Source organism: Ruegeria sp. HKCCA5491 (assembly GCF_013034565.1).
Taxonomy (GTDB): Bacteria; Pseudomonadota; Alphaproteobacteria; order Rhodobacterales; family Rhodobacteraceae; genus Ruegeria.
In genome coordinates, this window is sequence record NZ_WQGG01000006.1 from 23,124 (window position 1) to 45,929 (window position 22,806).

The 22,806-nt window shown below is 57.3% G+C and carries 24 protein-coding genes, 1 tRNA gene and 1 riboswitch; of the genes, 12 read left to right on the top strand and 13 right to left on the bottom strand.

Annotated features, from left to right (window positions below; translation table 11 throughout):
* Window positions 1-75 precede the first annotated feature (75 nt).
* On the bottom strand, window positions 76-516 hold the full coding sequence (locus GOV88_RS09455) for a 6,7-dimethyl-8-ribityllumazine synthase (RefSeq protein ID WP_171124252.1): 441 nt from the start codon (window positions 514-516) through the stop codon (window positions 76-78).
* A 68-nt stretch (window positions 517-584) separates the two neighbouring features.
* Window positions 585-735, bottom strand: a riboswitch (FMN riboswitch).
* A gap of 55 nt (window positions 736-790) precedes the next feature.
* Here GOV88_RS09455 and GOV88_RS09460 point away from each other — a divergent pair.
* Window positions 791-1,402: an FMN-binding negative transcriptional regulator gene (locus GOV88_RS09460; protein WP_171123999.1), complete on the top strand. Its 612-nt coding sequence runs from the start codon at window positions 791-793 to the stop codon at window positions 1,400-1,402.
* Between the two features lie 12 nt (window positions 1,403-1,414).
* On the opposite strand, the gene GOV88_RS09465 is transcribed toward GOV88_RS09460, so the two are convergent.
* Window positions 1,415-1,858, bottom strand: a complete 444-nt coding sequence (locus GOV88_RS09465) for a cytochrome c family protein (RefSeq protein ID WP_171240254.1) — start codon at window positions 1,856-1,858, stop codon at window positions 1,415-1,417.
* A 485-nt stretch (window positions 1,859-2,343) separates the two neighbouring features.
* Here GOV88_RS09465 and petA point away from each other — a divergent pair, with 485 nt between their 5' ends.
* The 3 genes from petA to GOV88_RS09480 are packed head-to-tail and all read left to right on the top strand — an operon-like array spanning window position 2,344 to window position 5,074.
* On the top strand, window positions 2,344-2,928 hold the full coding sequence (gene petA / locus GOV88_RS09470; RefSeq protein WP_171124003.1) for a ubiquinol-cytochrome c reductase iron-sulfur subunit: 585 nt from the start codon (window positions 2,344-2,346) through the stop codon (window positions 2,926-2,928).
* Window positions 2,929-2,939: 11 nt separating this feature from the next.
* Window positions 2,940-4,271, top strand: a complete 1,332-nt coding sequence (petB, locus tag GOV88_RS09475; protein WP_171240255.1) for a cytochrome b — start codon at window positions 2,940-2,942, stop codon at window positions 4,269-4,271.
* 17 nt (window positions 4,272-4,288) lie between these two features.
* Window positions 4,289-5,074, top strand: a complete 786-nt coding sequence (locus tag GOV88_RS09480) for a cytochrome c1 (protein WP_171124256.1) — start codon at window positions 4,289-4,291, stop codon at window positions 5,072-5,074.
* 141 nt (window positions 5,075-5,215) lie between these two features.
* Here the strand turns inward: GOV88_RS09480 and mtaB are convergent, their stop codons facing one another.
* Together mtaB and dapF are read right to left on the bottom strand one after the other, a co-directional pair.
* Complete coding sequence (gene mtaB / locus GOV88_RS09485) at window positions 5,216-6,472, bottom strand: tRNA (N(6)-L-threonylcarbamoyladenosine(37)-C(2))-methylthiotransferase MtaB (protein WP_171240256.1); 1,257 nt, start codon at window positions 6,470-6,472, stop codon at window positions 5,216-5,218.
* Window positions 6,469-7,311 (bottom strand): diaminopimelate epimerase, encoded by an 843-nt coding sequence (dapF, locus tag GOV88_RS09490; protein ID WP_171124010.1) that lies wholly within the window; start codon window positions 7,309-7,311, stop codon window positions 6,469-6,471. Before dapF ends, mtaB begins: the two co-directional genes overlap by 4 nt.
* A 211-nt stretch (window positions 7,312-7,522) precedes the next feature.
* Between dapF and GOV88_RS09495 the strand changes: the two genes are divergently transcribed.
* Window positions 7,523-7,598, top strand: a tRNA-Lys gene (locus tag GOV88_RS09495).
* Window positions 7,599-7,602: 4 nt separating this feature from the next.
* On the opposite strand, the gene xerC is transcribed toward GOV88_RS09495, so the two are convergent.
* The 3 genes from xerC to GOV88_RS09510 are packed head-to-tail and all read right to left on the bottom strand — an operon-like array spanning window position 7,603 to window position 9,132.
* Complete coding sequence (xerC, locus tag GOV88_RS20760) at window positions 7,603-8,721, bottom strand: tyrosine-type recombinase/integrase (RefSeq protein ID WP_171240257.1); 1,119 nt, start codon at window positions 8,719-8,721, stop codon at window positions 7,603-7,605.
* Entirely contained in the window at window positions 8,718-8,891 is a 174-nt protein-coding gene (locus GOV88_RS09505) for a hypothetical protein (protein WP_171240258.1), read from the bottom strand. The genes xerC and GOV88_RS09505 overlap by 4 nt, the downstream gene beginning before the upstream one ends.
* 19 nt (window positions 8,892-8,910) lie before the next feature.
* Window positions 8,911-9,132, bottom strand: a complete 222-nt coding sequence (locus GOV88_RS09510; protein WP_171240259.1) for a hypothetical protein — start codon at window positions 9,130-9,132, stop codon at window positions 8,911-8,913.
* Window positions 9,133-9,308: 176 nt separating this feature from the next.
* Between GOV88_RS09510 and GOV88_RS09515 the strand changes: the two genes are divergently transcribed.
* The 6 genes from GOV88_RS09515 to GOV88_RS09540 all read left to right on the top strand — a co-directional run bounded on the left by GOV88_RS09515 (window position 9,309) and on the right by GOV88_RS09540 (window position 16,084).
* Window positions 9,309-9,743, top strand: a complete 435-nt coding sequence (locus GOV88_RS09515; protein ID WP_256368366.1) for a helix-turn-helix domain-containing protein — start codon at window positions 9,309-9,311, stop codon at window positions 9,741-9,743.
* Entirely contained in the window at window positions 9,743-10,318 is a 576-nt protein-coding gene (locus GOV88_RS09520) for a hypothetical protein (protein WP_171240261.1), read from the top strand. The genes GOV88_RS09515 and GOV88_RS09520 overlap by 1 nt, the downstream gene beginning before the upstream one ends.
* 6 nt (window positions 10,319-10,324) lie before the next feature.
* Window positions 10,325-13,771: a class I SAM-dependent DNA methyltransferase gene (locus GOV88_RS09525; protein WP_171240262.1), complete on the top strand. Its 3,447-nt coding sequence runs from the start codon at window positions 10,325-10,327 to the stop codon at window positions 13,769-13,771.
* Complete coding sequence (locus GOV88_RS09530; RefSeq protein ID WP_171240263.1) at window positions 13,768-14,367, top strand: hypothetical protein; 600 nt, start codon at window positions 13,768-13,770, stop codon at window positions 14,365-14,367. Before GOV88_RS09525 ends, GOV88_RS09530 begins: the two co-directional genes overlap by 4 nt.
* A complete protein-coding gene (locus GOV88_RS09535) occupies window positions 14,364-14,675 on the top strand; it encodes a hypothetical protein (protein WP_171240264.1) in 312 nt (103 codons plus the stop codon). The genes GOV88_RS09530 and GOV88_RS09535 overlap by 4 nt, the downstream gene beginning before the upstream one ends.
* A gap of 185 nt (window positions 14,676-14,860) precedes the next feature.
* On the top strand, window positions 14,861-16,084 hold the full coding sequence (locus tag GOV88_RS09540; RefSeq protein WP_171240265.1) for a retron St85 family RNA-directed DNA polymerase: 1,224 nt from the start codon (window positions 14,861-14,863) through the stop codon (window positions 16,082-16,084).
* Between the two features lie 261 nt (window positions 16,085-16,345).
* Here GOV88_RS09540 and GOV88_RS09545 read toward each other — a convergent pair whose 3' ends face one another.
* From GOV88_RS09545 to GOV88_RS09570, 6 genes are all read right to left on the bottom strand, one after another.
* On the bottom strand, window positions 16,346-16,543 hold the full coding sequence (locus GOV88_RS09545; RefSeq protein WP_171240266.1) for a hypothetical protein: 198 nt from the start codon (window positions 16,541-16,543) through the stop codon (window positions 16,346-16,348).
* Window positions 16,544-16,720: 177 nt separating this feature from the next.
* Window positions 16,721-17,947, bottom strand: coding sequence for an ImmA/IrrE family metallo-endopeptidase (locus tag GOV88_RS09550; RefSeq protein WP_171240267.1), 1,227 nt, complete (start codon window positions 17,945-17,947; stop codon window positions 16,721-16,723).
* 2 nt (window positions 17,948-17,949) lie between these two features.
* The gene (locus GOV88_RS09555; RefSeq protein WP_170700930.1) at window positions 17,950-18,243 is read right to left on the bottom strand and encodes a type II toxin-antitoxin system HigB family toxin; all 294 of its coding nucleotides are present in this window, start codon (window positions 18,241-18,243) and stop codon (window positions 17,950-17,952) included.
* A 337-nt stretch (window positions 18,244-18,580) separates the two neighbouring features.
* Entirely contained in the window at window positions 18,581-20,137 is a 1,557-nt protein-coding gene (locus GOV88_RS09560; protein ID WP_171240268.1) for a relaxase/mobilization nuclease domain-containing protein, read from the bottom strand.
* Entirely contained in the window at window positions 20,131-20,589 is a 459-nt protein-coding gene (gene mobC, locus GOV88_RS09565; RefSeq protein ID WP_254449206.1) for a plasmid mobilization relaxosome protein MobC, read from the bottom strand. Before mobC ends, GOV88_RS09560 begins: the two co-directional genes overlap by 7 nt.
* Window positions 20,579-21,334, bottom strand: a complete 756-nt coding sequence (locus GOV88_RS09570; protein ID WP_171240269.1) for a helix-turn-helix domain-containing protein — start codon at window positions 21,332-21,334, stop codon at window positions 20,579-20,581. Before GOV88_RS09570 ends, mobC begins: the two co-directional genes overlap by 11 nt.
* A gap of 562 nt (window positions 21,335-21,896) precedes the next feature.
* Between GOV88_RS09570 and GOV88_RS09575 the strand changes: the two genes are divergently transcribed.
* Window positions 21,897-22,613: a sulfotransferase family 2 domain-containing protein gene (locus GOV88_RS09575; protein ID WP_171240270.1), complete on the top strand. Its 717-nt coding sequence runs from the start codon at window positions 21,897-21,899 to the stop codon at window positions 22,611-22,613.
* Window positions 22,614-22,806 lie beyond the last annotated feature (193 nt).

The window sequence follows — 22,806 nt, forward strand, 5'->3', positions numbered from 1 at the left end:
GAGCGCGGGGAGGGGGCGCTGCCCCCATCGCGGCAAGCCGCGATTCCCCCGAAGTATTTTTGAACAGAAGAAGGGTCAGGCCGGTTCTAAAAGTGCAGCGCGGGTTTTACTGATTTTGAGCGCGGCTTGCGCTGCCTCGCGGCCCTTTTCCACGAAATGCGCGCGGTAGATCGCATTATGGTGGTCGGTTTCCTGATATTGGTGCGGCGTCAGCGAGACTGACAGGACAGGAACGCCCGTGTCCAGCCCGGCGCGCATGAGGCCGTCGACTACGGCTTGCGCCACGAAGTCGTGTCGGTAGATACCGCCATCCACCACGAAAGCGGCGCAGGCGATGGCGGCATATTTGCCGGTTTGGGCCAGGTCGCGGGCCAGCAACGGCATCTCGAACGCGCCGGGCACGTCGAAGACGTCAATCTGATCAGCGGGGATAAGCTGTTGGAATCCTTCCAGCGCTTGATCGACAATATCGGAATGCCAGTTGGCTTTGACGAAAGCATAGCGGGTGTGTGTCATTGTGATCTCCTTCGTAAACAGACACGTCACCCAAGGCGATCACGAGCAGCCGCGCCAATTGGCGCGCTGCACGTTCTCTTCCATCCGGACTGTAACCGTCGGCTCTGGTTTCTCACCAGATCTGCTTGTCACCCCGAAGATTCCGGGGCCGCTCGCGGGCTTACGGGTCATGGCCCGCATACCGCCGGTGGGGAATTCCGCCCCGCCCTGAGAACGAGGCAAACCTTGCCAAGGACCAAGCGAATCTGCAAGTCGTTCCGTCAGGAGAGATGCCATGCACCCAAATCCGGCTTTCCGCGCCGAAGACCGTACCCGCCACATCAACTTTGCCCGTGACCGGGCCTTTGGGGTTTTGGCGCTGTCCACTGATGACGCACCCCTGATCAGCCATGTGCCGTTTTTGCTGAGTTCCGATGGTTCAATGGTCGAACTGCATTTGGTGCGGTCGAATCCGATCCTGCGCACCCTAACCGCCCCGCGCGCTGGGCGTATCGCGGTATCCGGGCCGGATGGGTATATTTCTCCGGATTGGTACGGTCTGGCAGATCAGGTTCCTACATGGAACTATGTCGCCGTGCATCTGACTGGGCGGATTGAAAAGCGCCCTCAGGCCGAGTTGCGGGGTCTTTTGGACCGACAATCGGCCTTTTATGAAGAGCGGCTTTTACCCAAGCCCGCATGGACCGCTGACAAGATGTCGCCCGATGCGCTGGATCGCATGCTAAGGATGATCGTGCCCTGCCGGATGTATGTCGACGATATTCAGGGAACCTGGAAGCTGAACCAGAACAAACCCGACGAGGCGCGCGAAGCGGCGGCTGAACGGGTTGAAGGCGGGCTCGGCGTCGAGTTGGGATGGCTGGCCACGCTGATGCGCGACGCGTGACCAGACCAGGGGTTAGTTGGAGAAAGTCGCGAGATAGGCCGCGATATCTTCAGCACCTTCCTTCAGCTTGATGCTCATGTTGGGGCGCGCTTTTTCGTCGTTCAGGAAATCCTGAATGAAACCGATCGGGTCTTTGGAGTAGGCTGCGATGTTCTCTTCGGTCCAGATCAAGCCTTCCTGACCAGATCGGATCATGTCATCGGTGAAAAGACCAACGGGTAGCCGTTCGCTTCCGTTCAGGTAATCGTTCTCGGTTCCTGCTGCCCGGCCGACAACGCCATAGAGATTCGGCCCCGTGATGCCACCTTTGACCAGAACTTCGCCGCCCTTGATTATCGCGTGACAGGACGAACAGCGAAAATAGAGTGTCTCGCCCCGCGCCGGGTCACCGGCAGCTAAGGCCTGAGTCGACGCAAGCAGCGCAAAGGTCAGAATGGGTACAGATAGGTTTGGCATGAAAGGCGTCCTGTTAACGGTGGCTTTTCCCTGCGCCTTTATGCATTCGCGTTAAAAGTGCAATCGAAATGATGCGTTTCAAGGATTTTGAGAATATCTATTTTTGATCTGATATTTACGGAGATCGAAATCACGCAAAAGTAGAATTTTTGTGGCTAATTCTGACCTAAACTTTGCAATTCGACGCGGGGTGCAGCGGATCTGGTACCCTTGTGCACATCGGTTGTCACCGCATCCTGCTGATCCGAATCACATTTCGACGAACGCGCGACGATCAGCGGGAATCCTGCCAAAAATCCCCCCGAGGCTTGAAAATTCAGGGTTACGTTGTGACATGAATGCCCAGATGCGGCGTAGTGCGCGCCTATGACCGCTGGACGAACCGATTTCTCCCGGCTAGATAGCCGCGATGAGACGCCGCTTTGATGCGGTGCTGATGCATGTTTGCCCGGTATCCTCCGGGCGCCGGAATCGGAGAAAACCTCGTGTCCCACGCAGAAGACCACGAAGGCACCCGCAGAGATTTCCTCTACTACGTCGCTGGCGGCGCAGGTGTCGTTGCGACGGGTGCAGCCGTATGGCCCCTGATCAACCAAATGAACCCCTCGGCAGACGTTCAGGCGCTGTCCTCGATCCGTGTGGACGTAAGCGGCGTTGAGCCGGGGACACAGCTGACTGTCAAGTGGCTGGGTAAACCCGTCTTTATCCGTCACCGTACCGGTGCCGAGATCCAAGAGGCGAAGGAACAGGACGCCGAAGGCGTTGATTCGCTGCCCGATCCGCTGGCACGCAACTTCAACCAACCGGCCGATGCGCCAGCGACGGACGCAAACCGCGTGATGCCCTCGCCGGAGGGCGAGGCACCCGGTGCGTGGCTGGTTCAGATGGGCGTCTGTACACACCTTGGCTGTGTGCCACTGGGCGATGCCGGTGACTTTGGCGGTTGGTTCTGCCCCTGCCACGGTTCGCACTACGACCTTGCCGGTCGTATCCGCAAAGGCCCCGCGCCTGAAAACCTGCCTGTCCCGCCCGCTGAGTGGACGGACAACAGCACCATCAAACTCGGCTAAGGGAGACCCAGATGTCCGGAATTCCCCACGATCATTACGAGCCGAAGACAAACGGCGAGAAGTGGCTGAACAGCCGCCTGCCAATCGTCGGCCTGATTTACGACACCATCATGATCCCCACCCCCAAGAACCTGAACTGGTGGTGGATCTGGGGCATCGTCCTGGCGTTTTGCCTGGCGCTGCAAATCGTCACCGGGATCGTTCTGGTGATGCACTACACCCCGCATGTTGATCTGGCCTTTGCCAGCATCGAGCACATCATGCGCAACGTGAATGGCGGTTATATGCTGCGTTACCTGCACATGAACGGCGCGTCGCTGTTCTTTGTTGCGGTTTACATCCACATCTTCCGTGGCCTGTTTTACGGGTCGTACAAAGCCCCGCGTGAGATCACGTGGATCATCGGGATGCTGATCTACCTGATGATGATGGGCACCGCGTTCATGGGCTATGTTCTGCCCTGGGGTCAGATGTCCTTCTGGGGTGCGACCGTGATTACCGGTCTGTTTGGCGCGATCCCGTTTGTGGGTGACGCGATCCAGACTTGGCTGCTGGGCGGACCGGCGGTGGATAACGCCACGCTGAATCGCTTTTTCTCGCTGCACTATCTGCTGCCGTTCGTGATTGCGGCGCTGGTGATCGTGCATATCTGGGCCTTCCACACCACCGGCAACAACAACCCCACGGGTGTTGAAGTGCGCCGTGGTTCGAAAGCCGAGGCCGAGAAAGACACGCTGCCGTTCTGGCCGTATTTCGTGATCAAGGACCTGTTTGCGCTTGCCGTGATCCTGGTCGTGTTCTGGGCGATTGTCGGCTTCATGCCGAACTATCTGGGCCACCCGGACAACTACATCGAGGCCAACCCGCTGGTCACGCCTGCACACATCGTGCCTGAATGGTATTTCCTGCCGTTCTACGCGATCCTGCGTGCCTTCACCGGTGAGGTCTGGGTTGTGCAATTCGCCAGCTTCATCACTGGTGGCATCATCGACGCCAAGTTCTTTGGTGTTCTGGCGATGTTCGGTGCGATCCTGGCGATGGCGCTGGCCCCGTGGCTGGACACCTCGACCGTGCGTTCGGGCAAATACCGTCCGATGTTCAAGTGGTGGTTCTACCTGCTGATCATCGACTTCTTTGCCCTGATGTGGCTGGGTGCGATGCCCGCAGAAGAGCCTTATGCGACTTTCTCGCTGATCGCGTCCGCCTACTGGTTCGCCTATTTCTTCGTGATCCTGCCGATCCTGGGTGTTATCGAAAAACCCGATGCCCAGCCGGAAACCATCGAAGAAGACTTCAACGCGCATTATGGCAAGGCTGACGCCGACGCCACGCCGGCCGAGTAAGAAGAGGGACCGGAAACATGTTCAAGAAACTTGCAATCGGTGCCGCGTTTGCTTTGGCTCTTACCCCTGCTGCGTCCTTCGCGGCAGGTGGCGGCGAGCAGCATATCGAGGATTTCCACTTCTCGTTCGAAGGGCCGTTTGGTACCTGGGACAAGCATCAGCTTCAGCGCGGTCTTCAGATCTATACCGAGGTTTGTGCGGCCTGCCACGGCCTGCAATATGTACCTTTGCGTGATCTCGAAGCGCTGGGATATTCGGAAGAAGAAGTCATCGCCTATGCGGCGGGTAACTTCGAAGTGTTCGATCCTGAGCTGGACGATTTCCGCCCGGCCATCCCAACTGACCACTTCCCGGCGAACAACGGTGTTGGCGCGCCTGACCTGAGCCTGATGGCGAAGGCCCGTGCCGGTTTCCACGGCCCCTATGGTCTGGGGATCAACCAACTGTTCAAAGGTATGGGTGGTGCGGAATACATCGCCTCATTGCTGGATGGTTACACCGGTGAGGAAAAGGAAGAGGCGGGCACCGTTCTTTATGAGAACAAAGCCTTCCCGGGCGGCTGGATCTCGATGGCGCCTCCGCTGTCCGAAGATCAGGTAGAATTCGCGGATGGTCATCCGGCCACCGTCGAAGCCATGTCCGAGGATATTGCGGCCTTCTTGATGTGGACTGCCGAGCCGAAGATGATGGAGCGTAAGTATTCCGGCTTTGTCGGCGTGCTGTTCCTGTCTGTTCTGTCGGTCCTGCTGTACCTTGTGAACAAGCGTTTGTGGGCTGGTGTAAAAGGCAAGAAGACCGTCTGAGGTTTTCGACAGCTAGAAATTTGAACCCCCGCGCCATCCGGTAGCGGGGGTTTTTCGTTGAGGGCGGGATAAAGGGGCCAGCCCCTTCTTGGCCTGCGGCCAATTCATCCCCGGGATATTTTTGGCCAGATGAAGCGCGGATCAGGCTTTGAGTTGGCTACCGGTGTGATCCGTGATCGTGGCGGTGACGATCTGGCCTTCGGGTTGAGGGGTGGTGAAGGTGACTTCGGTGAATTGCTCGGTTCTACCCATGGTGGGGTTTTCCATCAGAATGTGATGGGTTTTGCCCAGTTGGGCGGTCAGATGCTTGGCGACCTGAGCGTCCCCGGCGGCGCGCAGTCGGGCGGCGCGCGTTTTGATGACATTGCCATTGATCTGTTGCGGGATGCGGGCGGCCGGGGTGCCTTCGCGTTTGGAATAGGGGAAGACGTGCAGCCACGTCAGGTCGCAGTCGGTGACAAGTTTCAGCGAGTTTTCGAAGTGGGCGTCTGTTTCGGTGGGGAAACCTGCGATGATATCCGCGCCAAAGGTCATGTTTGGGCGCAGCTTGCGGGCCTCTTCAGTAAAGCGGATAGCATCGTCACGCAGGTGGCGGCGCTTCATCCGTTTCAGGATCAGGTCGTCGCCATGCTGCAGCGACAGGTGCAGGTGGGGCATCAGGCGCGGCTCGGTGGCGATGGCTTGCATCAGGTTTTCATCCACTTCGATCGAGTCGATCGAGCTGATCCGCAGGCGCGGCAAGTCCGGCACCAGCTTGAGGATGCGCAGCACCAGATCGCCCAGCTTGGGCTGTGCTGGCAGGTCTGCGCCCCATGAGGTCAGGTCTACGCCGGTCAGCACCACCTCATTATAGCCTCGGTCCACCAGCCGCTTGATCTGATCCACCACCACGCCCGCGGGGACGCTGCGCGAGTTTCCGCGGCCATAGGGAATGATGCAGAAGGTGCAGCGGTGATCGCAGCCGTTCTGAACCTGCACATAGGCACGCGAGCGGGTGCCGAAGCCATCGATCAGGTGGCCAGCGGTTTCGGTCACGGACATGATGTCGTCGACCTGAACCGCTTCGGTCTGGCCGATAAAATCGGCGGCCATGCCTTTCCAAGTGTCGGGCTGCATCTTTTCGGTATTGCCGATAACGGCATCGACCTCGTCCATTTGGGCGAAGGTTTCGGGTTCGGTCTGGGCGGCGCAACCGGTTACGATCAGCCGCGCATCGGGGTTTTCGCGGCGCAGCTTGCGGATTTCCTGCCGGGCCTTTCGGACGGCCTCGGCCGTGACGGCGCAGGTATTCACCACGACCGCGTTCGACAGGCCCGCCTGCTGCGACAACTCCTTCATCGCCTCGGTCTCATAGGCGTTCAGGCGGCAGCCCAGGGTGGTGAATTTAGGGATGCTCATCCAAGCGTCCTCAGGAACTCAGGTGTCAGGGTACCCGAGAAGACGTGGCAGGTCGGGCCGGTCATCCAGACACCGTCGTCTTTCCAATCAATCCAGATCGTACCGCCATCCAGTTCAATCTGTACATTGCGCTCCGTCAGGCCGCGACGTGCAGCCGCCACCGCAGTTGCGCAGGACGATGAGCCCGAGGCCAAAGTGATGCCCACACCCCGTTCCCATACGCGCATACGGATGTGATCCGGTCGGATTACATGCGCCACCTGCACATTGGTGCGTTCGGGATAAAGCGGGTGATGTTCATAGCGCGCGCCGAACTCGGTCAGGGGAATGGCGTCGGCATCTTCGACAAAGAATGTGCAGTGCGGGTTGCCCATGCCCGTGGCCGTCGGTCCACCTTCGATTGGCAGTTCCAGGGTGTCTACATCCTCGGCCAGAGGTATGTCGCGCCAATCGGTTTGAGGATGCCCCATGTTGACCGACGTCAGGCCGTCGCCTGCATCCTGCGCGTAGAGCGTCCCGCGCTCTGTTGTCAGGGTCAGGGCTAATTTTCCGGTTTCTTCCATCAGAAACCGCGCAATGCAGCGTGTGGCATTTCCGCAGGCGGCCGAAGTCGACCCATCCGCATTGTAGAAGACCAGATGCGCATCCGATTCGCCGTTTTCGATAACGGCCAATTGGTCAAATCCAACACCAAACTGCCGGTGACCGATTCCCTTTGCCAGCGCAGGGGAAATTTCGGCGGACTGCGCGCGGGCGTCCACAATGACAAAGTCATTGCCCAGCCCGTGCATCTTCATGAAGGGCAAACCGGTGTTTGGATCTTGTTGCATGGCGGGCATATAGCGTTGCGCAGGACGGGAATCCAGCCCGCAGTGCAAATTCCTCAAAAAAGGGGTTGACCCCCCAGCGCCACCTGCCTAAGTAGGCCGCCTATCGGGACGCCGAAACGCAAGAAATTGTTGGCGAAACGAGGTGCAAAAAAGGCCTTGAACCCAGTTGGGAAAATGCCTTAGAGAGCGCCACGGATCGAGAAGATCCAGACAAAAGAGTGGGCCGTTAGCTCAGTTGGTAGAGCAACTGACTTTTAATCAGTGGGTCGCAGGTTCGAATCCTGCACGGCTCACCACTTTTCATAATTTGTCCTTTCCCTTCTTGGGGTTGTCGCCAAATTTGACGAACCTCTTGGAAGGGTTCGCCCAATTGCGCTCGCCATTTGGGCGGGCAATCAGTTTCTCAATGGCGGAATCGGCCATGCCTTCGCGGCCTGCGGCCTCGGTGTAGCGCTGCACGAGGGCCAGCGTTTTGTGGCCCGTGACCGCGCCGATCTCATGAGCAGTGGCCCCGGCCTCGGCCAAACGGCGCGCGCATGCTTTGCGAAGTCCATGGGCAGAACACTGGGGCAGTTTTGCTTCTTCCGTCCATCGCTGCATAAGATTGCCTAGGCCACCGGCTGAACGCATGGTGCCCTTCTGGGTGGCCAGGAAGGGTCGGTCCTTTGGCAAGTTGCCTATAACCTCGGCCAAGTCCGGGTGAATCGGCACGGAAACCAGGACCCCGCCTGACCGCTGCGTCTTCTGCCGCCGATATTCGACTTTACCGTTTCGGATGTTCTTCGGCCCCAACTTCACCGCGTCGACCCGCGCCGCGCCTGTATAGAGCATCAGCGTAACTGCCGTGTGCGCAAGTGTTCCGGGCTGGTGGACCTTGAAGTACTGCGCCAGTTCGTCCTCGTCCCAAGTGTGGAAGCCGTCACTACTCACACGAAACGGCTTCGTTGCCCGCGCCGGGTTGTCGCCACGCCAATCCAGCGTGATCGCGAAATCCATCAACTGAATCAGCCGCTTGCGCAGGTTGTTTGCTGCCGTCGGAGTTTCTGCCTTCTCGGCCAGAATCGTCTGCACATGCCGCCGTTGCATTAATCGCACTGGCTTGTCGGCATGCTCCTCCCGGAATTTTTCGACAATCCCACGGTAAACCTTCTGCGTGCTTGGCGAGAGATCGAGGAACTCCGGCGAGCGATACCAGAGCGCAACAAGCTGGCTGACACTGTAGGGCTTGATCCTGTCCGCCCCGATCAAGCCGCGTGTCTTGTGCCCGTTTATTGCATCCTCATAGCGTCGGACGAATTCCTCCGACCCGTAATCGCTCCCCAGCTCCGCGGAAAACCCACCCTTCCGAAACCGCCACCGCCGCTTCCCGTGCCGATCGAAATAGGCCGTCGCGCCGGGAAACTGCTTGCGACGTTTCACGGGCGGTCCCATGGGTTGTTGACCTCGTCGGTCTGCCTCTCGGTGCTGTAGATCACGACCTTGCCGTCACGGCTGATCTCGGACCGTACGACCGGTATGCCCGCGTCCCGGTAGGCTTTAAGGTATCGTGTCAACTCGCTCTGTGTCAGCGTCGCGCGGGGCATTGCCATCGGTTCTTCCCTTACTCACTCAATTCGCATCGGAGGCCACATTTGGCCTCTCGCTTGCTGCTTTCACAGTGAATTTTTCGACGTACCGCTCCCATGCGCCCCGAGGGATTTTAGGATTGCGACGACCTGGTGCAGTGAAGATGTGATCCAGCATATCTTCGCGGATCAGATAGCGCACGTTGGACACAGGTATGCCCACACGCTCGGCCAGTTCCTTGGGGGTTTCAAGCAGCTTTCCCACGCTTCGCCTCCTGTCGTCGTTGCTCACGAACTGAAGCGAAAGAAAACGCTTTGCGTCCAGAATGAAACAAAACTACGCTGAAACTGCATGAATCAAGCGCTTCGCCATCGTTCGTATCCATTGGTGATACAATTGACTACAAACGAGGTCAACGCAAATACAAACGAAAGTTGAAAATGGCTGTTTCTGGCCTTGGGCATCGCCTTGCAGCAGTACGAAATATGGCGCGCCTCTCCCAAGAGGAGATGTCGCACGCGCTTGGCATCAGCCGAAGCGCCTACCAGAACTACGAACGTGGCCAGCGTGACCTGACCGCGCAATTGCTTCTGGAAATCTACGATAAGTTCGATGTCGACCCTCTTTGGATGCTCGAAGGAGATTCCGAAGACGGAAAGAGCCGTCGGCACGAAGAGATCGCGACCGCCTATCGCAGGATCGGTATCGCCGTAGAGAGGCGGATCATTGATCGAGATTTGAATGTGACACCGGAAAAGAAATGGGACGCCATCATGTTCCTTTTCGACGAAATCCTTAACACCGATGCATTGGCGAATGAAAGTAGTGCACCGGACATAACAAGAATTGACAGTGTTTTGAGGCTAATAAGCTGATGCTGAGAGAAGAACTTCCTGACGACGTACTCGAGCTCCGTCCACGCAAGCTGCGGCTCAGTCGCGATACTGAACGCATTTTGGAAGATGTTTGTGGGCCCGACGATGATACAAGGGTTGGAGGACGCAAAAAACGCTTGCGTCCAAATGCTGACAGCATCAACGCGATCCGCTGTGCAGATTGTGGGCAGGTTGAGTACATCACGCGCGACTATTGCCGCTGCGGACATTATCTCGCTGGACAAGTCTTTGACGAATTCTTGGAGTGGGAGCGCGAACTTCTAGAATCTCACAATCGTTTGGCCGTAGAGGCCGAAGAAAAAATGAAGCCGGTTAGGCGCGTCGGCGCGCTCGCACTACTATTTTTCATTTGGCCGCTCTATCAGGGCGTTTTGACGGGTGGGCAAATGCCGCTAACGACTTGGTCGTGGTTTCTACCGGGTCTGGCTGCATTTTCTGTTTGCGCTGTAATCGAGAAAATGGTGACTGCGAAACGCGATGCCCAAGCTCAATTGATCGAGGCCGCCTCTATCGAACTTTTTTTGAATGAACGCGGTCTCGCGCCAAGTAGTTGATTTTCTATGAGTGATGCCTTCAGGATCGATGAATTTATCTCCCGCTGGAAAGACACTGGCGGTAGCGAACATGCTAATTACCAGTTGTTCGTGATCGAGCTGACCGAACTGTTGGGTCTCGAAAGGCCCAATCCGGCTACCGATGATGACAGCAATGACCATTACCGGTTCGAACGACCAATCAAGTTTGCTCATACGCATAAACGAACGACTGGCTTTATCGACGTGTACCGTGCCGGACATTTCGTGTTGGAAACCAAGCAAGGTGTGAACCAGAAGAAAAATCGCCCTTCTGATCTTGTAACTGGCACCCAACCGCGGGCTCAGAAGCGTACCGGCCATGGCGTGCGGGGTACTGCCGCCTGGGACGACACTATGCTCAAAGCCCGCAACCAGGCTGACAACTACGCCCGCGCCGTTGCCCGGGGCGACGGCTGGCCTCCTTTTCTAATGATCGTGGACGTGGGCCACGTGATAGAGCTTTATGCCGACTTCTCCAGGCAGGGGCAGGGCTACAACCAATTCCCGGACGGCAATCGCTATCGCATCTATCTCGAAGACCTGCGCAAGGACGAAATACGGGACCTCCTTTGCACAATCTGGACCGATCCGTATAGCCTCGACCCCTCGCTTAAGGCCGCTGAGGTCACGCGCGACATTGCCGCACACCTTGCCGAGCTGGGCAAAAGCTTCGAAGGGCAGGGCCACGACAGCGAGACCGTTGCCCGCTTCCTAATGCGCTGCCTATTCTCGATGTTTGCCGAGGATGTGGATCTAATCCCACGGGGCAGTTTCACAGAGTTACTTTACAAGCTTCGCGGTCACCCGGAGGATGCCAAACACGCGCTGGCGGGGCTGTGGCAGGCCATGGACAAGGGCGAATACGCACATGCGCTGCTGACCAAGGTCAAACGGTTCAACGGCGGTCTGTTCAAGGACCCCTCGGCGCTGCCGCTTAACAACCTGCAGTTGGACCTCCTAATCGAAGCGGCGGAGGCAGACTGGAAACAGGTCGAACCGGCGATTTTCGGCACGCTCCTCGAACGTGCCCTCGACAAGCGTCAGCGCCACAAACTCGGCGCGCACTATACCCCGCGCGCTTACGTGCAGCGGCTCGTCACGCCCACCATCATCGAACCCCTGCGGGGAGACTGGCGCGACGTGCAGACCGCCGTGCAGCGCCTAACCGAGGACGGCAAAACCGACGACGCACTCAAACTCGTCCGCGACTTCCACGCGCGGCTGTGCGAAACCACCGTGCTGGACCCCGCCTGCGGCTCGGGCAACTTTCTCTATGTCGCGCTGGAAATGATGAAGCGGCTTGAGGGCGAAGTCACATCGCTCATGCACGATCTGGGTGACACGCGGCCCCTGATCACCGTGGACCCGCACCAATTCCTTGGGATCGAGCTGAACCCCTGGGCCGCAAACGTGGCCGAGCTGGTGTTGTGGATCGGCTACCTGCAATGGCATTTCCGCACCTATGGCAACGCCGCCCCCTCCGAACCTGTGCTGCGCGACTTCAAGAACATCCGACAAGGCGATGCCGTGCTGGAATGGGCGGATCGGACAGAACGCATGGATGAAGACGGCACGACCGTCACCCGCTGGGATGGTGTCACCACCATGCGCCACCCGGTAACCGGGGAGGAAGTGCCAGATCCCAACGCGCGTGTGCAGGTCTATGACTATGCTAAGCCCAATGCGACGGTCTGGCCGCATGCCGATTTCATCGTCGGCAACCCGCCGTTTATTGGGGCCTCTCGCCTGCGAGACAACCTCGGTGACGGATATGTCGAGGCGCTGTGGAAAGCCTATCCAAAGATGCCGCAAAGCGCCGATCTGGTCATGTTCTGGTGGGAAAAGGCCGCGCTGGCCACGCGGGCGTTCAATGCCAAGACGGGCAAAGGCACCCGCCGATTCGGCCTGATCACCACAAACTCCCTGCGCCAGACCTTTAATCGCCGGGTTTTGGAGCCGCATTTGAACGATCCTAAGAAAGCGCTCTCCCTGCTCTTTGCGATACCGGATCACCCTTGGGTCGATACTCTTTACGGCGCTGCCGTGCGGATCGCGATGACGGTTGGCGCGGCGGGCCGTCGCCCGGGTCGTCTGCTCAACGTGTCCTTAGAGAGTAAAGAGAAAAACGAGGCCGATGGCAGGGCGGTTACTTTCGACCACCAGGTTGGCAAGATTTTTGCAAACTTGAAGATTGGTGCAGACGTTCTCGGCACGGCAAAACTGAACGCAAATGAAGGCTTGGCGATCAAGGGTATGCAGCTTAACGGTCAAGGATTCATCCTCGAAGAAGCAGAAGCGGAACCAGTCCTCAATAAGTACCCAGACATAGAAAGCTACCTCCGTGTCTATATCAACGGAGCCGATCTCAAAGATGGCAAAGCTTATCGCAGAGCGTATGATTTTTATCCGCTCAGCCGCGACGAAATCAGCAAGAGATTTCCGGAAGCGCTCCAACACCTGCGTGACAATGTAAAGCCAGAACGAGACGAAAACTCCGACCCGTGGAGGAAGGAAAATTGGCACTGGTTCGGCCGCACACATCAAAACTTTAGAAACGCTACCAATGGCTTAGAGCGCTACATTGGCACAACTCGAACTGCGAAGTATCGCAATTTTTCCTTTGTCAACAAAGACGTAATCAGCGAAAGCAAAGTAGTTGTTATTGCTAGTGAAGACCCCAGCCACCTGGCTGTGTTGTCATCCAAACACCACGTGACTTACGCTTTCGCCGTGGGCGGTATGCTCGGTGTCGGCAACGACCCCACATACAACCATACGGACTGCTTTAACACTTTTTCCTTCCCTGACCTCACCGACGACCAGCGCACCCACCTCCGCGCCTTAGGCGAAGACCTCGATGCCCATCGCAAGCGCCAACAGGCCGCCCACCCCAAGCTGACCCTGACCCAGATGTACAACGTGTTGGAGAAGCTCCGCGCCGGAGAAACCATCGAGGGCAAGGATCGCGAGATTTACGATCAGGGCCTGATCGGCATCCTCAAGGACCTGCACGACCAGATCGACGCTGCCGTGGCCGAGGCCTATGGCTGGCCTGTGGACCTGAGTGACGAAGACATCCTCTTCCGGCTTGTCGCCCTGAACAAGGAACGCGCCGAGGAAGAGGCGCGCGGTCACATCCGCTGGCTCCGCCCCGACTACCAGAACCCCGAAGGCCGCGTGGCCGCGAAGGGCAAGACCAAGGACATGGACCTCGGTGTCGCTGCCAAAGTCGAAAAAGCCCCTTGGCCCAAAACCCTCCCCGACCAGATCGCCGCTGTTCGCGAAGCGCTTAACGAGATGGGCGAAGCCACTCCCGACCAAATCGCCCGCCGCTTTATGCGCGCACGGACAACAAGCGTGAAGCCACTTCTGGAAAGTCTGGCCGCTCTTGGCCAAGCCGAACTCGTTGACGAGGGCAAGTACGCAGCATGACGGGAAACATCCCTCCTCTGCAGGTGGAACAGCTTCTCGAAGAGGAGCTTCTCAGAAATGCGCAAAGGGCCTCTGGGCTTGAACGGGTGGCATTCTTGGCCGGTCCTTTCATAAATATTAACAAAGCGCCTAGAAAGAACTCGCGAAATACGGCGGCAGTTTTGCGTTACTTCCTTTTTCACAAGCTCACCAATGCCGGTTGGCACGTGACTCTAGGTGAATATGAGAAGCTCATCGGTGCTACCGCGCCCTTACTTGGCGACCAAAACAACGCGGCATTGGCCGAATTCGATCATGCTAAATCACGTAGGACCGACGCAGTTGTAATGTTGCCAAGTAGCCCAGGTTCATTCCTTGAGCTGGGCTCATTTTGCCATGACGAAGACATTTGCAGGAAGATGCTGGTCATCGTTGATGCACAGTATCAGACCCACGAAAATTACATGAACACTGGGCCAATCATCGAGGCCAGAGAGAACGGAGCAAATGTTGAATTCATTGATTACGCTGACAAAGATCAATGCTGGACACACGTCGAACCTTTTGTGACCGCTCGAGCTAGGAGACGCGCCGCGAGAAGGATAACTGGCCGATGAGAACCATTGACCCTCTTTTTGCCTACCTTTCAATCCTGGCGGTTATTCAGCCAGCTAGGATTCAAGACATAGAAGACTATTCTGCGAAGCTGCTCGGTAAGGAGCTTTCTAGTTGGTTGAACGAAAACAATAAACTTCGTGAGGCACACTCGGACGCCCGGGAAAATGATCTCGTAATACCTGTAAAGCGCGGCGTGTATTTCATGACACCGAAGGGCAAGCAGATTGTACGCCGTGAGGGCCTAGAACGTTCTATCGACAACCGGCGATTGTTCTTGATGAAAGCCCAGCGAAGGAGGTACAAATGATGTGCGAGTTGGTGTCGCGTTCAGCTTGTTCGCTGTTTCGGCGAGCCGTTGTTCAGGTTTGGTTTATAGGGGCTCGTGGCCTAGGTCGAAGAGGCATTTTGCCGGACCTTGCCGCCAAAACGCCTCTTCGACCTAGGCCACGCGCTCAAGGCAGTCTTCACTTCAGAGACTGGAAGTTGCTGTAGATGCCAACTCGCTCATACTACTTCCCAAAGGATTTTGCCCACCTCGAAGAGATTCTTCGGGCAGAGCACGGTGTCTTTCCCGATGAAGAAGCCGCGCGGTTTCGTGAGCTTGGGTTGCCGCCCATACTGACCACGGGCGCATTACCGCTGTTCCTCGGTATCAGCCCCAAGACAATTTTCTCTATTCGCCGTCGTCCAGGAAAGCACTATCGTTCATTCCCATTGAAGAAGAAGGACGGTACCGAACGTGAGATTAATACGCCGCGGACCTACCTTAAGGTCGTCCACTGGTGGATCTTGGACAATATACTGAATCACGTCGAGATCGCCGAGAATGTATTCGGATTTGTGGCGGGGCGAAGCGCCGTACAGAACGCCGAGTACCACTTTGGCGCGGAGCACGTTCTCAACGTTGATATCAAGCAGTTTTTTCCGTCGATAACGATTAACCAGGTGCGCAATATCTTCGTCTCGCTCGGTTACAAGGACGATGTGGCGGATATGCTTGCAGAGTTGTGCTGCCTAGACGACCGTGTACCGCAAGGCGCGCCGACAAGCCCAGCCATTGCCAACTTGGTTTTGCGCGAGCTAGATGAGCAGTTGTCGCGGTTGGCCAAAGAGGCAGGCCACCGATACTCGCGTTACGCGGATGATCTGACTTTCAGCTCGCACCAACGAATTGACCCGACTTTTCTTGATTATGTGCGGGAAGCTGTTGAGACGTCTGGATTCGAACTAAAGCCGGAGAAAACGCGGTTTGCAGGATCGGAAGGACGCATGGAGGTCACCGGCGTTGTAATTAATGACAAGATGCAGCCATCGCGCGTTTGGCGAAAACGCACTAGGGCGAAACTTCATAAGCTTGGATTGGCTTCCCGATTAACGAGACAAAATCTGGCATTTTTACGCGGGGTAGTTGGTATGGCTGCCCAGTTTGAAGATAGCGTACAGATGCAAAGGCTTTCGGCTGAAGCCAGCGAACTCATTGAGGTAAAAGCGCAAACTGTGGTTGGACAGAGCATGCGACCAATACTCCCGAATGGTTTGACTGTCCGCCAGGCTGAGGCTTTGGCTGGGCTCGGTCCGAGACGAACCAACGCTGAATTGGCCGCGCGACTCGGGACCACCGAGGCAGCTATTAAGAAGAGGCTACAGGAGGCATTTCGGAAGATTGGCGCGGCTGATAGAAACGCCGCACAAAGATGGGCGATCAAGCACCTTTGAGAGTACCTTCTGCCAAGTGTAACTATGCTTAATTCAATGAATCTGAGGCAGCGGGCACTCGCGGCCCAAGAAACTTGGGCCGCGGTCCAATGTTATTTGGATCGCCGGTGCTTTGTGGGGTCCACCAAACGATACTTCTGACCCTTCTGCTCTGGCGGCGGCAGAGGTTCGTTGCGTGTCACGGTGCGTTCAACTCCGGTTCCACCCCCACGAGGGCCGGTGATTTCATACTGCCCGGAACGCGGCGCTTTTTGACCAGGCTTAAACAGATTGTCGGACATAAGACGCCTCCGTAGCAGCGGAGGGGATGTCCGCAAAACGCTTCCCGGTAGCGATCTCGCTGATGCGCCCCTGATTGAGATCGAAGTCGGCTGCGATCCGATGTTGAAAATCGCCTTGCGCAAGGCGAGCCTTGATAGTTGACACCTGTTCTGGTGTCAGGGTCTTGACAGTAGCCATTCAGCGTACTCCTTGGCGCTTGTTAAAACATTTGCTCTGGAGTCCCGAACCGTCTATCCCTTGTCTACCACCACAAGAGCGCTTCGGTCTCCGGAGTCACGACGAACAGGATGCGCCTGTGTCCGTTCGGCGTATTGTGAAAGCGGGGTTGCCTTGCAGGGCACCCCGCTAAATTCATTAAGCAGCACCCTCCATCAGCAATGGACGAACCTGTTTCGCGCCAACAAACTGCGAAAGCAGCCTATAGTTTTGTCTTTCGTGGCGAATGCGGCCTGCGATGATAGCAGGATGAACCTTCGCCTGCCGCGCAAGAGAAAGAACATTCTGCACACTCGGTCTCGAACGCACAGGATGGCCTTCCCAAAGCGCCTGGGGAATAAGAGCCTCTTGCGCCCACTCGTCAGCCTCCTGTTCGCGGATATCATCACGCTCATGGTTGCGTTCACGAAGTTGCAGGTCATCGATGAAGACTTCGTCATCTCCATTATTGAAGTGCCGCCCCAAATGGGCCAACTCATGAAGGAGGCAGAACCAGAAGTTATCTAGGCGATCATATCGAAGCGTCATGCCTACAACTGGAACACCATCTATTGTCCAAAGTGCCGCGCCGTCCAAGTAGGTCTTTGGCAGGTGCGAAGCAACAACTAGCGCAATGCCTTGCTTGGCTAGCCTCTCTTTGGCGAGTTTCGGCCCCTCATCAAATTCGCTTAGGCGGGCTAAGTCACGAAGAAAATCGAGGTCGAGAGAGCCTTGTTCATAAACACCTTCCAACCCTGCTTTTCGAGCCTTGCACAGTATGTGCAAGCACCAAGCTTGCAAAGCATGAACATCTGTTTTGGCATTAGCCCGTGTTCCTCCGCCTTGGCGAAATAGAGCCTGTGGAAGCGCTTGTTGTCCCCCAACGCATGCGACCAGATTCTGAACAATTTCTTCGGTGCGATCCTTGATGTCTGCCGTTTTTTTGATCCAGCCTTGTTTCGCCATTTGCATCACGGGAAAGCGTTCGAAATCGATTCCCGCCGGAGCGGTAGGTAGAGCGCCACCATCTCGTATCAGCACATCGGCCGGAATGCCCAAATGTTCATTCAAAGCCCGGATCATTTTGAGGGTCAGACTACGTTTTCCACTCAGAACTTCCGATGCTTTTGCGCGGCTTCCAAAAATTGGAGCCAAGTCGCTCTGGTTCATTTCGAGCTGCTGCATGCGAAACTTGATTGCTTCGATTGGATCAGGTGAATCCATTGGAAAGTGACGATCTTCATAAACCTCGATAAGTGTCGCCAGCACATCGAGCTCATCATCTTCTGCCTCAGAGCGATCGAGGTCCATTAGCGCTTCTATGCGGGCAAGAGCGTCGGTGTAATCCTGCTCTGAATGAATTGGTCGGATATGATTCTCGCTCATAATCAAACTCCCTCAGCGTCGATTTGATCGTATTCCTCGTGTGTTCCGAGGAACCGGACAAATCCAATACCCTTCTCGTAGTCGAATCTGACAATCAGCCGATATTTGTTGCCACAAATATTGAAGACCACTCGTCCGCCTTTCAGAATGCTCGCGTTACGATACTGCGCTTTGATCTCCGCAGGTGTTTTCCAGGTCGCGCGATGCGCTTCTGCCCACCAAACATCCAGCTGCGACTTTGAGTCTGGGAAGCGTTTGGAGAAGGCAATCAACTTCGGTCGAGCAATGATTCTCATCGTCTATCTAGTCCAATGTTCCCAAGTCGTCAAGTTTTAATTCGCTCCCTATTTGGGATCATTTATCAGATTCGCACCTTTTCGGCAAGCTAAGCAGAGAGCGGAGTTTCTTGATCCATTCTTGATGCCGACATTGATAATGACGCGGAATACAACCTAAGAGCAACGCCCAATACCAAGTTTTGAGATGCCGGAACCGACTAAACACAAAATCTCGTTTTGTTTACTCTTGATCACTTCTTGATCTTTTTTGTCGCATGCCCCGGGAAGGCGCGATCCACCAAACCACGGCATGGCAAACTGTCCGCAAGAGCCAATGTATAACTTGGCGCCACGCTCAAAGCGTGAGCCCCCAATCCGTCTCCCGTTCCCGCGCCTCTAGCTCTACCTTAGCTTCTTCTCGGCGGCTTTCGCTAAGCTCAAACTCTCGTTCAACTTCGCGTCCAGCGCGTTGTAGGTGGCTTCTTCGCTCAGCAAGCCACGCAACGCCTGCATTGACGCGATCTGCGAGCGTATCAGCAGCGTCGCGCAGCCCGCGATACCATCCAACTGGGCTTGCAGCCTCTTCGTCGAGCGCGCTTCCAAGCCGCTCAATTCCGCTGCTGAGGTTTCGCAGGCCGTCACCAACCGCTCGACGCAGGTGAGCAAGTCGCGCTCCAAGGCTGTGAGGGGCGTCGTCATTCATTCCTCCTTGGTCTTGATGCAGATGACCGGTGTCCCGGCCAGCGTGCAGGTCTTCAGCTCGGTCCGGGCCGGGTCTAGCATCAGCAAGGTCTGTTCCCCCCGGTCGATCCGCGTCAGGCCCAGTTCCGTCAGCTCCGAGCGTGTCAGTTGTACCGTCCAGAACCAGCTCGCGGCCATCATCGAGGCGATCCCCGTCACGATCAGCCCCGAGATCACCCAGGGGGAGATCGTCAACCAGAGCCTGATCTGCTCCGTCCGCGTCTCGAACAAGCTCCTGCTCTCGTTCAGGAATTGGAGCGTATCGCTCTTGATGGTACGCCGCGCGTCGCTCGCAATGACCGACAAATCGCTCCTGAAGCTCTCCAGCTGGGATGCCATCGAGGCGGCGTAGTCGTGGCGTATCGTGTCCAGCTCCGCGTTCAATTTCTCGCTCAGCCGGGTCGGCTTGCCAGTCTTCATGGAAAATCTCTCCTTTCAGGCGCCAGCGTTCGCCGGTCTCGGGGTCTTGCGCGGTGAGGTAGGCCTTGCTCGCTCGGGGCAGGCCGAAACCCGCGTCCGTGAGCGCCTCGACCATGCTGGCGCGATCCTCGATCAGACCCATCGATATCTGATCGAGGATCCAAGCATGCAGCTCGTCGCGGCCCTGGGCACGGGTCGGGGCCTCGATGGTGTCACGCACCTCCTGCGCGCGCTCCAGCTCCATCGGGTCGGCCCAGCCGTGGCGTTGGTTCATCAGGTCGCGCAGGCTGTCAAAGGCGTCCTGGTAGCCGGGCGGTGCGATGTTCAGGCTGCGACCGGTGGTCAACTCCAGGCGCGGGGTACAGAAGTGCAGTTCGACCCGGTCCTCGTGGCTGTGACGGACCCAAAGCATGGCGTATTGCTCGCCGTCCAGCCCGGCAAAAGCCAGCTGCTCGAAGGCGTCCATGACCTCGGCCTGCTGCGCCTCGCTGGGGGCGTCCTCGGCTGTAAAGCTGATCACGCCCGCACGGTAAGTCCACTGGTGGCGGCTGGCGTCGATCAGCGCCTCGGTGCGGCTTGGGTCGCCGCGCAGCACCTCGGGCAACGGATCGCGCACCACGGTCAGGGGGTGGCCATCGGCATCGCGGATCAGGTCGCGATTGCCGTCATAGGCCAGCACGCGCTCAGCCACGAGGTAGCCGACCGGCCCCGCGCCCGCGCCTTGGCCGTTGGGAAAGAACTTGATCAGCACCGCCGCGCCTCTTCGAGGAGCTGGGCAAGCTGGCGTTCGATCACCAACAGGCGGCGCGCGACGGTCAGGCTGCCGAGGTCGGTGCGACCCGCCAGCATCGCGCGGTTCAGCCATCGCGCGATCTGGTTGAGGTTGCCGCCTATGCGCCCAACTGCCAGCACCAGCGCCGGATCGACGCGCGGCACTGGCTTGCGGCGGCGCGCCTCGGTCAGGCCAAGCGCCTCGCGCAAGAGCGTCGCGGCGGGCAGGCCCGCGGCCTCGGCCTTGGCGCGGAGCTCGGCTTTCTCAGCCGCCGTGCAACGGAAGACGAAGGTCTCTGTCAACGGCTCCTTTGCGCGGGCTTTTCCCGCGCCGGTGGGGTTCGAAGGGGAGGCTTGCCGCCCCTCGCAAGGTCCTGTGGCATCCGCGCCAGCGTATGACATGGGTCGCCTTGCTGTTTGCTCAAACCGCATGGCAGTGCTCCGCGTTTTCTGACGTCTCGCGGATCAAATCTCTGAGTAATTGGAGTTGGTCCTGCCACTCAGCGCTGCCTAACGGGGCCGGTGTCCGTGCCGGAAGCCAGTATCCCAGGTGATGTTCGTGCGGAGACTGGGGCAGGCTGCGCTCCAGCGTGGTCATGCCTTCCCGGGCTAGTCTTTCGTTCCAGTCCCGAACAAAGCAGATGCCCCTCGGGACGAAAACGAGGTCCGGGCGTGCTCCGCCGGATTGCCCTTCATCGGACCAATCCGGCGCGGACGCGCGCTCTCGTTCTTTTCTAAGTTCTTGTTCTCTGTTCGGGGGGCGATCCTGTCCCCCTTTCCCGGACAGGTCTGTCCCGCTTTGTGGACAGGATTGTCCCCCTTTGGCGCGGCTAAGCGGTACAACTTTGTCCCCCTCCCGGCGGCGATCCGTGGCTCGTTTCAGAGCCGCTTCGGTCGGGCGATAACGCGACGCGTTCCCCTTGTTGGTCCCGCGCTCGATGGTCATGTAACCCGCCGCCTCGACTTTGTTCAGCGCTCGCTTGACCGACTTGGCGTGCTTGCCGATTGCCGCGCCGATGGTCTCGAAAGACGGGCGGCTCTCGCCGGTCTCATGATCGGCATGTGCCAGTGCCAGATAGAGCGCCACGCGAAGGCCGTTATCGTCCAGTTCCTGGTCGGTGACCATCTCCAGCAGGTATTGCAGCTTGATCTTGCAGAAGGGCAGAAGCTCAGACATCGGCCCCTCCCGCGATTGCGATCACGCCCGCGATCTGGTATCCATTCTGTGCAAACTTTTCGATTTGGCCGTTGACGCGGGGGCCAGCCCAGTCAGCGGCCTTTCGGTTTATGGGGCCCCTGAAACGGTTCGCCAGAGGCCCGAATAGCCCAATCAAATCAAGGGGTGGGATTTTCCGGTTCGCCAGCGCAAGCCTTTGATTTCCCTCACCCCGCACAGTCCTGCACGGCTCACCACTTTTTCAAACAGCGTCATGTGTTTAGGCTTCCAAGGACCGATGTTGGTTGTTTGCCATCTATGAAAATCACCTGTTTGCGGGAATTTTGGCACCATTTAGGGCTTTGCCCGTCGTCATGTACAGTTTTTGGGTCATCGCGCATATCCAAGCCATTCGGACCGGCTTTGTATTTGTGCAGTTAACAGCAGGTGTGACGTCGGAGTCCTTGCGGGGGCTGGGACAAGGTAAAATGGATGTGTTATCTTTCAAAAACAGGGCCATACGAAAGGGATTCGAACGTGCTGACGCGACACCAGACAGCCGTATGGCGAGCAGAGGGTTAGGATGAAGCTTCGGCACCGTCGCCTTTTTTCCCCAACCATGTCGCAGGCCGCGTTCAAAGGGTTGAGGCTGCTTAGGCAAGGCACGCCGCCAAGCTGCGATCCGAGGGCCGAGAGGTTTGTGTTGCGGCAACAGAAGGTTCTGGCTGCTCCGATTCCAAAGGTTGCCAGCCGCACCGTTCAGGCGATGTTTGCTCAGGCCAGCGGCAATGCGCCGGGTCATGAATTCGACAGCACGCCAGATGAGATTGCCGCCGGTTTTCCGGACTATTTTGTGTTCTCTTTTGTACGCAATCCCTGGTCTCGGGTTCATTCGTGCTGGAAGGACAAGATTGCCGATGCAGTGACGGCGTCAAAGCTGTCGATTCTGTCGCGGTTTGAAGGAATTCGCCCGTTTATGCCGTTCCCGGAGTTTGTCGAGTGGCTGGACAGCGATTATGGAAGCGATGCTGTGGCGGACCGTCACTGGTTGTCGCAGACGCGCCACCTGTCCACCAGTGCGGGTGCGCAGATCTGCGATTTCGTGGGCAAGATCGAAAGCTTTGATGCTGATCTCGATAGGGTTGAAAGCCTGACCGGTGTGACATTCCCCAGAATCGCAGCGCAGAATGTCAAACCGGCCGCAGAAAGCTATCACACGGCGTTTGATGAGCGCACCCGTCAGATCATCGGCCGGCGCTATGGCGAAGATATTGAGGCCTTTGGTTACCGGTTCGATTGAGAGGCGTCTGCCAGTGGAAAAGCTCAATTTTGATCCCATACCCTGTTTCACGGGCGTCGCTATGAACGGCTTCCGTACAGCCTGACTCAAGGCATCGGGGGATACTGTTTTCTATCCGGCAACAGTAACTGCCTTGCGTTTCACGATAGTGAAACATTATTGCATATATTCACGTAACCTGATATTAACTTAC

Bases quoted from the DNA above. Each gene is read 5' to 3' on its own strand.
- GOV88_RS09455 (WP_171124252.1), bottom strand. From the start codon at position 516: ATGACACACACCCGCTATGCTTTCGTCAAAGCCAACTGGCATTCCGAT.
- GOV88_RS09460 (WP_171123999.1), top strand. From the start codon at position 791: ATGCACCCAAATCCGGCTTTCCGCGCCGAAGACCGTACCCGCCACATC.
- GOV88_RS09465 (WP_171240254.1), bottom strand. From the start codon at position 1,858: ATGCCAAACCTATCTGTACCCATTCTGACCTTTGCGCTGCTTGCGTCG.
- petB (WP_171240255.1), top strand. From the start codon at position 2,940: ATGTCCGGAATTCCCCACGATCATTACGAGCCGAAGACAAACGGCGAG.
- GOV88_RS09480 (WP_171124256.1), top strand. From the start codon at position 4,289: ATGTTCAAGAAACTTGCAATCGGTGCCGCGTTTGCTTTGGCTCTTACC.
- mtaB (WP_171240256.1), bottom strand. From the start codon at position 6,472: ATGAGCATCCCTAAATTCACCACCCTGGGCTGCCGCCTGAACGCCTAT.
- dapF (WP_171124010.1), bottom strand. From the start codon at position 7,311: ATGCCCGCCATGCAACAAGATCCAAACACCGGTTTGCCCTTCATGAAG.
- GOV88_RS09505 (WP_171240258.1), bottom strand. From the start codon at position 8,891: ATGGCAATGCCCCGCGCGACGCTGACACAGAGCGAGTTGACACGATAC.
- GOV88_RS09515 (WP_256368366.1), top strand. From the start codon at position 9,309: ATGGCTGTTTCTGGCCTTGGGCATCGCCTTGCAGCAGTACGAAATATG.
- GOV88_RS09520 (WP_171240261.1), top strand. From the start codon at position 9,743: ATGCTGAGAGAAGAACTTCCTGACGACGTACTCGAGCTCCGTCCACGC.
- GOV88_RS09525 (WP_171240262.1), top strand. From the start codon at position 10,325: ATGAGTGATGCCTTCAGGATCGATGAATTTATCTCCCGCTGGAAAGAC.
- GOV88_RS09530 (WP_171240263.1), top strand. From the start codon at position 13,768: ATGACGGGAAACATCCCTCCTCTGCAGGTGGAACAGCTTCTCGAAGAG.
- GOV88_RS09535 (WP_171240264.1), top strand. From the start codon at position 14,364: ATGAGAACCATTGACCCTCTTTTTGCCTACCTTTCAATCCTGGCGGTT.
- GOV88_RS09540 (WP_171240265.1), top strand. From the start codon at position 14,861: ATGCCAACTCGCTCATACTACTTCCCAAAGGATTTTGCCCACCTCGAA.
- GOV88_RS09545 (WP_171240266.1), bottom strand. From the start codon at position 16,543: ATGGCTACTGTCAAGACCCTGACACCAGAACAGGTGTCAACTATCAAG.
- GOV88_RS09550 (WP_171240267.1), bottom strand. From the start codon at position 17,947: ATGAGCGAGAATCATATCCGACCAATTCATTCAGAGCAGGATTACACC.
- GOV88_RS09555 (WP_170700930.1), bottom strand. From the start codon at position 18,243: ATGAGAATCATTGCTCGACCGAAGTTGATTGCCTTCTCCAAACGCTTC.
- mobC (WP_254449206.1), bottom strand. From the start codon at position 20,589: ATGCGGTTTGAGCAAACAGCAAGGCGACCCATGTCATACGCTGGCGCG.
- GOV88_RS09570 (WP_171240269.1), bottom strand. From the start codon at position 21,334: ATGTCTGAGCTTCTGCCCTTCTGCAAGATCAAGCTGCAATACCTGCTG.
- GOV88_RS09575 (WP_171240270.1), top strand. From the start codon at position 21,897: ATGAAGCTTCGGCACCGTCGCCTTTTTTCCCCAACCATGTCGCAGGCC.